This is a genomic window from Sporosarcina sp. NPDC096371, from assembly GCF_044762865.1.
Lineage (GTDB): Bacteria > Bacillota > Bacilli > Bacillales_A > Planococcaceae > Sporosarcina.
The window spans coordinates 45053-58343 of the sequence record NZ_JBIWFE010000007.1 but is presented as its reverse complement, the minus strand read 5'-3'; the positions used below and the strand labels follow the sequence as shown (position 1 = coordinate 58343).

Here is a 13291-nt window from a genome sequence, read left to right as displayed (position 1 = left end):
CAAATAGTCAAGACAGTTTTAATTTTCTGTTAAAAATATCACTCAATTAGAAATTTTTTAAAGGCAACATAAAGAAAAACAATAGTATCTAAGCCATAATACGTATTTAGATTTTTAGACCAAGGTCAATCGTTCTCGTCTTTAAAAATTTTGTCATGATGAAAACAGCCTACGATTGCTTTTATCTTTATAGCATTGGATTAGTACATCTCGCCAGGAAAAACAAGCGCTTTAGGGGGGCACTTAAAAATTTTTACATTAAAAAACGACAAATTGTTCGAAATCGAACGACTTGTCATTTTGCCATTGAGACCAACACATGTAAAGAATATTGGTGCCCGTTTCCAACGCTATTCGGATTTGCGCTGGAAACTGGGTTCACTCAAAATTAGTTGAAATCAATTCAAGCTCTTCTCCCGAAAGCAATGCAGGATTTGTTCCCGCGTTGCTGCTGCTGGCACTTCCACTTCTTCGTAGAAACTGACTGCCTGCCCCAAAGAAACTTTGATTGAATGCTAATTAATATGCTGTCCAGGTATATACGCAATCAACTCTTGCATTTTCCATCTTTGAAATAAACAGGCGCCTTCTTCGCTAATTCAGCTTTATAAACGACACAATGCCATCAAAGCGAAAAAATTTATCCTCTACTTTTCCCGGTGCTTTTTGCTAAATCAATTACCGTTTTTTCATTGGTAAATGCAACCGCATAACTGATTGGGGGGGTGAAAATCAAATCATGATCGACCAACATCGATTGAAGCACTTAACTTGCCGTTCAATTTGCCGAATTGGGGTATACATGCCTACCTTATAAGCCGTACTACTCGCGCGATTCACAATTCGGATAAACTCTCCCTTGTCATTCACCGTAATTTCCCCATAGTACTGCCTCACTTGAATGACCAAAAGAATTGTCGCGTCACAACAATAAAGAAAAACAACGAGCCTTTCCCCAACGTTACCGCGGAAAGGCTCGTTTCAGTTCAAATACAAATGGTCACATTAATCACAAGGCAATTGAGTACCTCTCGTTTAAAACTTATTGCCACTTCTTAATTAAAAAATTAGCATTAGCCTTCAAAACGCTATACACGTTCTCAGACAACAACCCGTGATCTCTTTGCTGGTCAATCAACAACCTAAAGCCTTCCATGTGTTTGAGTACTTTCTCCCCTAACTCTTGTTGTTCATAGCGACTTACCGCCGTCAAATGAAGTATCAAGGAACGCGCAGTAGTTTTATCTAGTGCTCCCTCTGCCGCCAGTTGTTCTACGAGTACCTTCAATTCCACCGCAGACTCCACTAGTTGTGGCTCTTCCGGTTTTTCATATTTAGGTGGTAATTCAACATCCCCTTCAAGCCCCATCACTTCAAACTCATAAATACGCGCAGCCCTATCATCACCTTGAGTTGGCTTATCAACAAGTAGGCGAACATAACGTCCTTTTGTAGCAGGGACTTGATCCTTGGTAATTCCATTTTTATTGCCTGTTACTTTGACTAACTCTTTGAAGTCCACACCATCTGCACTAATTAGAACACGATAATCCGAGGTATTACTACCTGATGGTTCCTGGCCTTCTTCAGCGTGTTTCATCACAATTTCACTTACAACATTAATGCCACCTAAATCTACAGTTAACGTATGGGTACCAGAACCATTCCCACACCATTTTGTCCGCAAACTACCGTCAATCGCAAATTTTGGCCCTTCACTTGAAGCACAAGAACTCGATGCAGTTGCTGTTTTACCAAGTGCAAGATTTTTAGTGCCACTTTTAGCAAGATTAGTAACTGTTATTAAATTTTCTCGAATCACTTCATCTTTCCCAAGTGGATTTTTACCCACCAGTTGAACCGTATAAATCCCTTCTTTTTCATAAACAACGGTAGGATTTTGCGCTGTACTGCTCTCGATCTGAGCCCCCGCGAAAGTCCATTCTAATTCTTCCGTAGTTAGTGAACTTGTATTTGTAAACGTCACTTCCCCTCCGGGAGCAATTAAAGTGGTAGATGCTTCAAACGACACAACTGGCAGTGGGTCATAATTAACAGCCGCTTCAATAAATGCCAGAACCGTTTCTTCAGAAACTCTAGCCCCGCCTCTTAGTGCAGGTAAATTCGCTTGAACTTTATTTTTTAATGCATGATATTTATCCTCTTCCTCATTGACTTTTGCTAAAACCATATCCAAAGCCGACTTGCCGTTTTCACCCAACAATTTTAGTTTGTTAAGATTTGCTGAACTTTCACGTAGAATGGTCTGTGGCAACTTTTCTTTCAAGGTGTCTGCAGCCTTCGCCATATCAGAAAACTCTTTCGTTAATGCATCAATCTCCAGTGTCGCATCTACATTCTTTGACAACTTTACCCATAATTGATCCATTGTTTCACGGACATTTCCGGCATCCTCACGACCAATGCTCCACGAAGCAACCATACGAGATGAATGATTCGCAAACGTTTTCATCTCAGGAGCTAGTTCACCAAAAAGAAGTTCAATCGTACGATTCCATGACCTATCAGCATCATATCCTGTGATATTCCAAGAGTAATCGGCCCCTGTCGCCAAGGAAATTTTGGATAGATTTGCGTGTTCCATTGGATTCATCGTGAAGAAATCAAGTTTTCCTTCCAGTCTTTCGTCAATATTGACAATTGGACCAAGAGCAAGTTTTGACTTTAGGTAATCTGTGACTGGGTAATTCCACCAAACACCAATCTGATCGCCATAAACTGCCCGCATAAACTCCACGTTTTCCAGTGGAAGTTTTTCAGAAACTACGGCTTGTCCAGTCCACATGACCTTAATATCCTTGTCAAGTGTCTGAGAGAACGCCTTTGTATACGTATTCAAATCACCAATAACGCCCATTGACCGCGTATCATAATCAGTTGGAACTGTAATAAGTGGTTTCACATCTTGTTTTTCTTTTATAAATTCTTTATTAAAACGATTGAGTAGTTGTGCTTGTTTAACTCCATCTTTATTATTGATATCATCAAATAGGATGGAGAAACTGCGTACCCCCATCTCATATAGGGATTCACTCTTCTTTAGAAGCGCATTGAAGTCCTCTTCCCCTCTCTGACCGTCAAAACGGATATCAATACCTGGAGAAATGGCAAAGACAAAATCAACTTTGTTGTTCTTTGCCGTATTGATTAATTCTTTCATACGCTCCATTTCACTTTCTGGATATGGGTCACGCCATCTATTCCGATGATAAGGATCGTCTTTAGGAGCATAGATGTACGTATTCATTTTGTAATCTCCATAGAAGCGAATTTGATCGAGTCGATCATTATGACTCCAAGGATTTCCATAAAAACCTTCTACAATACCTCTGACGCTCATGGATGATTCGTCCGTAATGAGTAGATTTTTAAAGGCAAGTGACCCATCTACCTGTTCAGCTAATTGAATGAGCGTTTTCACAGCATAGAAGGTACCATCTCCGTCTTTCCCCTTCAGGACAATGGTTCCCCCTTGGCTTATGTCATTTGCCTCTGCATGAACTGCCACTATATAGCTTTCCTCTTTAAGATTTGAAACGGTAGGAAGTTTAAGACTTTCCACTAATTTTTGAACATCTGACGTGAGGTTGCCTTCTTCCCCTAAAGCAAAGTTCGTTGACGTTTTGTCGAATTCTTCATTGATCACAATGTTATTTTCGTGTAAAAATTCAGTCAATATCCGCAAGGCGTCTTGATCTGCTGCTTCTTGTCCCAAAATGTTGACCCGGGAACTTATTTCTAATGTACCGCTTTTACTAACTATATCGCGAGGTAATGGAACTAAGCGATTACCTATGTTGTCAGATGCTGAAGATTCATTCGCAGCCCTGATTTGTTCGCCATTCAAACCGACCATGAGTAGCAGGAGAAGGGACATGCTAAGCAAACAAGCCCTTTTTACTATTGTTGTGAAACGACTCTTTTTCAACATCCAATCACCTTCCTCTTTCTGATTACGTCTTTAGTCATAACAATTGAAAATCGTACATCTAAAAATACCCGCATGTGATGAGTTATCCATCCGCCACATGCGAGTGCTTCAAAACCTACAAAATTATTTCCATTTCTTAATCAAATCATCGGCACCAATTGAAAGAATATAATGCGCCTTCCTGGAGATCAACTTATTTTGCAGCTGTTGGTCCAGTAATACTTTGAAGCCTTCCATATGTTTGACGACCTTTTGGGCTGCTGCTTGCTTCTCAAAAAGCTCTACAGCCGTCAAGTGAACTTCTATGGAGCGAGCCGCACTTTCATTGTTGAACTCTCCTTCTGGCACGAAATTATCGACAAGGAGAGTCTTCATATCCTTCGCGCGGTTTGGTTGATACACTTCGAATTCATACAATGAATAGCCCCAACTTGTTGCCCGCTGTGTCCCGAGCATACGCACGTATCTAGCGTTTTCTTCAGCAAAGTAAACTTCATCCACGCCACCATTTCCACTATTCGTGACATAGACGTCCTTCCAATTCACCGCATCATTCGATACTTGAATCTTATAACCGCTCGCATAGGCGGCTTCCCATTTCAACACGACTTTATTGATTGGATACTGCTGTAACAGGTCAACGTAGATCCATTGGTTATTACTTAGGCCTGAAGACCAACGCGTTGACTCGTCCCCATCAACAGCTAAATTAGGGGTCAGATAATTGACCTCGTTCGCAGAAGCTGTTGCCGGTTTATGGGCCGCGATGTTCTTCGTCCAATTCATTAAAACACCGATCCACTCATCGTTTTTCACAACTGCTTGCTTAAGAAACGGTTCAATCACGTTTACCGCAATCTTTTGCGGAATTTTATACGTTTTCTCCAAACGCTCTTGCACAATCATTCGTTGATCCCATGACGACTCGTCCCCTTTATTCTGCTGAAGCGTCAACATTTGAACAGCCGCTACCACCGCCTCTCCATAAAGCTCCATTTTATCGAGATAAGGGGAAACTTCTTCTAGAAATCTTTCATTCTTCAATTCATTACGCAAAATCGCTGGTGCATCTTGGATGCGTTCGAACTCTTCCAAGAGTTTCTGTGCTGCTTCATCAAAATTTTCCGTTCCATAGGTAGCCCAAAATTGTTCGATTAATGGCGTCAATGTTGGCGATTCTTTTCCATTTAATTGTGAAGAATAGGATTGCTCCGCAAATGTCTTTAATGCGTCTGCAACATCCCCACCAAACGCTTGAATGCTTCGCTCCCAAGAATTGTTCGCATCATATACCGCCGGATTCCATACGTAATCTGCTATCGTATACAACGGAATTTTAGATGCCTCTGCCTCGTTCATTGGGTTTGCGGTTAATCCAATAACTCCATGCTCCGTTAGATCTGGGTCCCTGCCTACAAGTGGATGTAGAAACAATCTGTTTCGATCATAATCGTTTACAGGATAGTTATCCCATATTAACAAATCATGCTTAAAGATACCTGACATTTTCTCCGCATCCGCTGATGTAATCGTCGGTGCAACCACACCAACACCTGTCCACTGCACAATTACATCCGGGTCTACTTTGTCCGCAAAAACTTGGCGATATGAGGAAGTTCCCGCTTGCGAATACTCTGTAGGAACCGTTATCAGCCTTTCAGCTCCTTCATGGGTTTGAATAAATTCTTTGTTAAACCGATTTAACAAGAAAGCCTGTGCAGCTGCTGGTGCGTTACGTTCACCTTGGAATTTTGTTCTGTCCGCTGCGCAACGCAAGCTCGCATCGATATCATCCAGAAAAATAGCGTATGAGCGAACACCAAGATCCCAAACTGCCTCAGCTTTATCAAGCAACGCATTGAAGTCAGCATCGTCCGAGAAGCAGATGGTATTCCCCGGTGAAATCGCAAACGTAAAGGTAATTTTCTGTTCGTTCGCATGATCCAGCAACGATTGCAGTTCCATTAACTTATCATTCGGGTACGGTTCACGCCATTTATCACGATGATAGGGATCATCTTTTGGGGCATAAATATACGCATTCATTTTATTTTCGGCGTAAAAACGGAGTTGCTCTAGACGATCCTGGTGCGACCATGGAGGACCATAAAAACCTTCAATTCCCCCACGAATTGGCATTTCAGGCCAGTCGCGAATCTCTGCTGAAGGAACCCAAAAGTCCCCAGAACGTTGCTGAATCATTTGTTTGAATGTTTGTACCGCGTAAAAAGTCCCTACCTGATCTTTTCCCGCAAGGATAATCTGGTTCTGACCGTTTTTATCGACATCAGACACCAAAACATAGCCTTCTGCTTTCAGCTCTTCTGGTCCAGCGACTTTCAAGTCTTTCAAAACTTTAGCAGTTGCTTCGTTTTCGCTTGGCCCACCAAGCCAAATGGTTACAGTAGTATCTGGCAGTGGTTCGCCGGCATTGCTACGTTCAATTTGCTTCACATTCGCTGCCTGTAAAGCCTCCTCTACCTCGCGAATCGCTGTGGCGTCTGTCTCCTCACCGATCACAAGACCGACAACAGGCGGTAGCGAAAACCCTTCCCCTTTTTCAACCAAACTCTGAGGTGTTGGGTTAATCACAATCTTATCTCCATCATTCGCATAGCTAATTTTTTCACCAGTTAGTCCCGTTACTAACAACAACATAATGACCAACATAGGCAAAGTAAACTTTCTCAGCATAAGTCTGAAATTGCTCTTTTTTATCGACACTATGATTCCTCCCGATTTTTTATTGGAATAGTTATCTTAGTCGTAGTGATTGTTCTCGATAAGCCATGCTGCTGTTAAGTTGATGCGAATCCTTAATAGTAAGTGTATTCAGTTTAATTTCTGTAATGGTGACTTAATTCCACTTCTTTAACAAATAGTCCGTATCCGCTTTCAAAACATCATAGGCTTTTTGGGATATTAATTCATTGTCAATTTGATGGTTAAGCAATACTAGTAACCCAGTCAAATGTTTGACTAATTTCTCCTTTGCCTGCTGTTCTTCGTAGCGTTCCAAAGCTACCAAATGGATGTTCAAGGCACGTGCAGCCTCAGAATTTTTGAAATCACCAGATTCCTCATAACGATTTACGAGTGTCTTCATATCAGCTGCACTCGTTGTCACGTTAATCACGTAAGTCACTTCCTGCTTGTTCCCCGCCTTGTCCGTCACTGTTACAACCAACTTGGGTTCACCTGGTTTGCCTGCTAAGTCGACGATTGTCCCTTCTTCATACGCTACACCATCGAATGTTGCGGTCACCTTTTCCGAACCGTTGCCACCACTTATGACTTCCCAAGTAAATTCAACAGTTTCCGTATCAACTAAGGTTACATCGTCTGGCATTACCTCGCCGTTCATCTTCAAACTGAGTTCAACATCGACCTCTTCAGAAGCTCTTCTGACTAGCACCATACCGTCCTCAATTTGGATATGGGCACCAATCACTGCGTAGTCCCTTAACCAATCATCTGCATGGACACTGAGCACATAGCCGTTCTTTGGAATCGCTGAGTCGTTGCCACCACTACTGACGACAATATCATCCACGACAGTCACTTCATAACCCCAATTGTTTGTGCGTGTACGCTCTCCAAAGAAAGGTGTATATTGGATGAGCTGACCACCGCCACGAGATCGATTAACACCATCTAGCATTCTATAAGTAGAAACACTTGGATCCCACATGCTTTTAATCAAGAATGGTTTGATGACTTGCTCACCAATTTGTTGTGGCATTTTATAAGCTTGTACCATCAAAGTTCGTAAATTCCTTTTATATTCGTCTGCCTTGTCTGTTTGCTCTTCAGTGATAGCCATTAAATAGTGAACAGCTACTTCACCGGCTTCCCCATATACTTCGAGATTGCGTAGATATGGCTCAACCGCTTGTAGGAATTCTTTGTTATCAAAATCCTTGCGAATTGTGATAGCGATCTGTTGGTACTCTTCAAATTTAGTCATTAACTGATTCGCTTCATCATTTATGTTACCGGATTCATATGCTGTCCAAAACGCATCAATGGACGGCTGTAATGTCATTTCTAACGGTGCCAAAGTTAATGCACTTTCTAATAAAAATGGTTTGATAACACCCTGTCCCATTTTTTGCGGAATTTGTTCCGATTGATTGTACAGAGTAATGAGCTGTTTCAAGTATTCGCTTGCCTCTGCTGTTTGATTGCCCTTTGTTGCTTGCAAATAGCGGACAGCCACTTCACCAGCCTCACCATACAGTCGAAGTTTTTCCATATAAGGCTCGACTTCAAGCAAGAATTTTTCATTGTTCAGGTTTTGTTTGAGATCATCCGAAATACGTTGAAGCTTTTCAAATTCAGCAATTAACTGCGTGGCTGCATCCTCCCCACCATCTAATTGATAAGCTTCCCAGAATCGATTAATTAATGGTGTTAACGTTAGTGATTCTTTTCTATTAATAGGTGAAGAAAAAGAATTCTCTGCAAATGTTCTTAACATTTCTGCTGCATCTCCACCCAATGATTGAATGCTACGCTCCCAAGATTCGTCTGGATCATAGTCCATCGGGTTCCATGTATAATCAGCAATTGTATATAAAGAGATTTTAGAGGCTTCCGCTTCATTCATCGGATTTGCCGTCAAGCCTACCACACCAAAATCTGTTAAATCTTTATCTCTTTTAACAAGTGGACCAAGGAACAAGCTTTCACGATCGAAATCATTTACGGGATAATTGTCCCATACCAACAAATCATGTTGAAAAACGTCCCACACTTGTTTCGCCCCTTCAGATGTAATCTCATCAGAGACCACCTTCTCGCCTGTCCACATGATAATGATGTCTTCCTGAACTGACTCAGCAAATTGCTCACGATAAACAGTTGTCCCATTGCCGGAATAATCCGTTGGCACCGTAATCAATTGCTCGGCTCCTTCATGCGTTTGTAGAAACTCCTCGTTAAAACGATTCAACAAGTAAGCCTGAGCGGCAGCTGATGGATTATGCATCCCCTGAAACTTTCCAATGTCTGCTGCACAACGTAGAGTCGGATCAATGTCATCTAGAAAAATGGCATAAGAGCGAACACCTAGTTCCCAAACTGCCTCTGCTTTATCAAGTAACGCCTCGAAGTCTTGATCATCTGAGAAACAGATTGTATTTCCTGGTGAAATTCCAAATGTAAAATTAACGCGATCGTCATTCGCCTTCTTCACCAATTCTTTGAGTGCCTTTAACTCCTCTTCTGGGTAAGGCTCGCGCCATCTATCTCGATGATAAGGATCATCCTTCGGTGCATAGATGTACGTATTCATTTTATTTTCTCCGTAAAACTGAAGTTGCTTTAGTCGGTCTTCATGTGACCATGGTGGACCGTAAAAGCCTTCAATCGTACCTCGAATTGGCATTTCCGGCCAGTCACGTATTTCTACCGCTGGAATCCAGTTGTCCCCGGAACGTTCCTGGATCATTTGTTTAAATGTTTGTGCCGCATAAAATGTCCCTACCTGATCTTTACCAGCAAGGATAATCTGGTTATGGCCATTTTGATTAGCCTTAGACACAAGGACATACCCTTCGTCTTTTAGTTCTTCTGGCCCTGGAGTGTTCAAGTTTTCCAATGCCTCAACTGTTGCTTGGTTTTCGGATGGGCCCCCAATCCAAATAGTTACGCCTGTCTTTGGCAGAGGTTCGCCGGCATTGATACGCTCAACTTTCTCGACATTTGCTGCCAGTAATGCCGCCTCTACTTCGCGAATCGCTGCAGCGTCTGTCTCCTTACTGATCACAAGACTAACGACGGGCGTGAGCGAAAACCCTGCCCCTTTTTCAGTCACACTTTGTGGCGTTGGGTTAATCCCAAGCTTGTCTCCTTCATTTGCATAGCTGACCTTTTCACTATTCAGGCCCATCGATGCTAACATAATTATGGCCAATCCAGGCACAAAAACCTTTCTTGCCATGCGTGTGAAACCACCCTTTTTCAACATATACCCACCCACTTCTATCTTCTTTTTCTTTTCTGTAATTCCCACACTGAAAGACAACGCTTCCAAAGTGGATTGTTCCGTTTACTTGAGCGTAGATTGGAATAACTGCTTGTAGTATGTCAATGCGGTTCTTTCTACATATCGGATGTTACTAGAGCGTTTGATATGGACATAAACAAGACTAAGAAGAATGTGGAATCTAAAATTGCCATGTAGAATCTAAAATTGCCATGTAGAATCTAAAGTTAATTACTTTAATTAACTTCAGACTGAAGACTGAAGCCTGCTTATCTTTTATGGGTTTTCCATATAAGTGTTCAGCTCAAGCAGTGCTTTTCTTTTTTCTAATCCATTTGTATCACCTCCTTAATTGGTTGCTCTCTCGTAAGTTTCCTAGTAGAGTTTTACAACAGTTTTCAAAAGGTGCGGCTACGCATCGTTATATTAATATAACTACTACGTGTGAGGAGAGTAGTGTAATCGAAAAAAACTCCATCCCCCCATGCCCTAGCTTGGTTGACTAGATATGTTGAAATAAAGAATTCCATTGAGTCTATTTTGACGAGAGACTCCCATATGTAAGACGCTTATGCTCAGTTTAATCAGAGATTCAATAGCAAAACTTATTTTGTTTGAGAAACTAATTTTTGTAAATCTGTGATGTGGAAGATTCCTTGCACAAAGAGGAGATTTCTTTTGAAATGTAGGGCGCAAAATAGTTTTACGTGTGGAGAATCTAGTAGTAAATGTAATATAGCATACATCAACCAAAAATATTCGAGTATTCATTCAGTAATCTTCTAAAATATCCAAATTGATAGTTTAGTTGTATTTTATTTAACCCCCATAGGTACTTTGTTTCATAAGGGCATCGTAGAGTCGCCGGAGTAAATAAGAATTCAGAAATCCCCACCTACTATTCTACTTGCGGTATATCATCTTCCTAGCTGGTCTGAAGGGAGCCAGAACCAAGAACGTATTTTTTCACCGAATATGTTTCATCCCTTGCCCATAAACTTCAAGTATCAGCTAACGGAAAGGATGACATATTGAAACGAGTATTCATATTTGGTGCCGCCATTATTGTCGGGCTTATTCTTGGAATCACTATTACCATTCTTATGAATTGAAACGTTGAAAGGTACCAGCGTATCCTTGGAAGTGAATGAAACAGTTCAGCGTTCCATGAAAATACTGGTACCCTTCACTTCTTACAGGTAAAATCAATGATGCCATTATTGATTTTTGCTGGTTCATAAAGATGGCAAGCATTGGGCACACTCATCTTGTATTTGATTTGTCGAGAGTTAAGTGACATGTATACATAGACTCACTAATGTAGGAGGACGAGAAATGAACATACTAATCGAATGGATATACAAAATACCAAAAGGCGCGGAAACCATCTTTCGTTCCGAGATGATGCCAGCTGCACAAGCACTGCTGTTTGCGGATGACCTATCTCGGACTGGACGAGCCAAAAACATCGCCTTCATCGACCAGTTTGACAGCACGTGGACTGTCAAGGAGATGAAGGGCTATTTAAAAGGAATCGAAACCGAACCACATAATGTCAAGGTGTATTTTGACGGCGGCTTCGACCACGCTTCTAAGAGGTCAGGTTTGGGATGCGTCATCTATTATGAGCAGAGTGGGAAATCTTACAGATTGCGGAGAAATGCATCCTCCGCCGAACTTACATCGAATAACGAAGCAGAATATGCGGCACTTCACTTGTGCCTTCAAGAGCTTGAGCTGTTGAATGTCCATCATTTGCCCGTCCGGTTCATTGGCGATTCTCAGGTGGTCATTAACCAACTGACTGGGGAATGGGCAGTAGTTGAGCAGATTCTGTCAGGTTGGGCCGACCGTATAGAAGTGAAGCTGAAGGCGCTTGGAATCCAGCCAACGTACGAACTGGTCCAGCGAAAATTAAATGCAGAAGCAGATCGACTGGCGACACAGTCGTTGAATGGCGTCTCCATTACGGCAACAATTGAAATAACAGCGGACTAGTTTAGTGGAATACTCAGTGGGAAGTTGAATACGTTACAGGGGTCATATTGTCGTTTAACCCTTATTAGTCGATTTATGTTGGTTCCATAATAAGTTTTTTCCCAATCCTTTATGGCGAGATCAGGAAAGTTTACATAATTGCCTTTCATATAAGGCAGCATGGCTTTTCGAAATTGATTGACCCACTGAATATTTTCGGCTTCTTCTTGATCATTTTCCCAACGGGATGCAAACTCTAAAATGTACTTCGCGCCTCGGTAGTAATAGGCCGTTTCCGATGGCGCTACTTCACTGACCGCTCCACCTAGACTCTGCCCCCAGACATCGGAATTACGATTGGGTGCGTCTGTTAAATAATCGATCATCGTTTCAATACCTTTAAGGGGTAATCGCTGAAATCCAAAAGCACCCGTATTTTTAAATTTGTGAAATTCTGGGTCGTCGGGCTCAGCGAAAAACTTCACAGCATCAATAAACGGTACGGTTTTAATCATTACCTCTGTCGGTGTGCCGGCTTGGAGCAGCGGTTGTAAAAAATCCTTTAACTCCTCCTTCGGGCCAAGTAGTTGACCTGTTGAGATGATTGTACCATTCAATTTTGAACCAAGTGTAATGTCGGAAGTGAGTCGTCTACATATAAATGGCGCCCAATTTTGCCATGTTTGGAAGACTGTTTTGATATCTTCCCAATCCCATCTAATCTCGTAAATAGAAACATCGCAAATCGGATGCACCTTAAAAATAAAAGATGTGGCGATTCCAAAATTCCCTCCCCCTCCACCAAGCAACGCCCAGAAAAGATCTCGGTTCATACAGTTGTTCACTGTAATGACCTTAGCATCAGACTCACCAGAAGCGACAACCATCTCAACTTCCACTAAATTATCAATTGTCAGACCCCACATACGATGTAAAAAACCGATTCCTCCACCAAGTGTTAGCCCGGCAACACCGACATCTTGCGCAGTACCCGCTGGAATTGTGACACCATACCGAAATAACTCCGTATACAAGTCGCCAAGCGCAATGCCTGTTTGTACTCTTGCTATTCCTTTTTGTTTATCGACATGCACGTGTGTCATTTCACTCACATCAATAATAATTCCTTTATCCACTGTAGAGAACCCTGCAAAACTATGTCTGCCGCTCCGAGAACGGAGTGGAATATCATTCTCTCGTGACCATTTCACAGCGTTCAGGACATCTTCCATACATTGACAAAAAACAATCACTAGCGGGTACTTAGAAAACCGAGAATTATAGACCATACGTGCTTGATTGTATTCAGTGGCGCCTGGCAAGACAATCCGGCCTGTCAGTATTGTTTTACCCATCACTACATCTACTCCTTA

General features: G+C 41.9%; 5 protein-coding genes. 1 reads left to right on the top strand and 4 read right to left on the bottom strand.

Translation table 11 applies throughout. From position 1 onward, the window contains the following. Nucleotides 1–1042: 1042 nt before the first annotated feature. The 3 genes from ACIQ0H_RS17080 to ACIQ0H_RS17070 form a co-directional block, all read right to left on the bottom strand. On the bottom strand, nt 1043–3952 hold the full coding sequence (locus ACIQ0H_RS17080; RefSeq protein WP_403417308.1) for a beta-N-acetylglucosaminidase domain-containing protein: 2910 nt from the start codon (nt 3950–3952) through the stop codon (nt 1043–1045). Nucleotides 3953–4075: 123 nt separating this feature from the next. Then, entirely contained in the window at nt 4076–6676 is a 2601-nt protein-coding gene (locus ACIQ0H_RS17075; protein WP_403417306.1) for a glycoside hydrolase family 84 protein, read from the bottom strand. Between the two features lie 133 nt (nt 6677–6809). Beyond that, nucleotides 6810–9968 (bottom strand): glycoside hydrolase family 84 protein, encoded by a 3159-nt coding sequence (locus tag ACIQ0H_RS17070; protein WP_403417303.1) that lies wholly within the window; start codon nt 9966–9968, stop codon nt 6810–6812. Between the two features lie 1308 nt (nt 9969–11276). Between ACIQ0H_RS17070 and ACIQ0H_RS17065 the strand changes: the two genes are divergently transcribed. Further along, the gene (locus ACIQ0H_RS17065) at nt 11277–11939 is read left to right on the top strand and encodes a ribonuclease H family protein (RefSeq protein ID WP_403417301.1); all 663 of its coding nucleotides are present in this window, start codon (nt 11277–11279) and stop codon (nt 11937–11939) included. Here the strand turns inward: ACIQ0H_RS17065 and ACIQ0H_RS17060 are convergent. Further along, a complete protein-coding gene (locus ACIQ0H_RS17060) occupies nt 11936–13273 on the bottom strand; it encodes an FAD-binding oxidoreductase (RefSeq protein ID WP_403417298.1) in 1338 nt (445 codons plus the stop codon). The two genes, ACIQ0H_RS17065 and ACIQ0H_RS17060, sit on opposite strands and share 4 nt — an antisense overlap. Nucleotides 13274–13291 lie beyond the last annotated feature (18 nt).

Excerpts from the sequence above, each read along its gene's own strand:
- ACIQ0H_RS17065 (WP_403417301.1), top strand. The coding sequence starts at position 11,277 with ATGAACATACTAATCGAATGGATATACAAAATACCAAAAGGCGCGGAA.
- ACIQ0H_RS17080 (WP_403417308.1), bottom strand. The coding sequence starts at position 3,952 with ATGTTGAAAAAGAGTCGTTTCACAACAATAGTAAAAAGGGCTTGTTTG.
- ACIQ0H_RS17060 (WP_403417298.1), bottom strand. The coding sequence starts at position 13,273 with ATGGGTAAAACAATACTGACAGGCCGGATTGTCTTGCCAGGCGCCACT.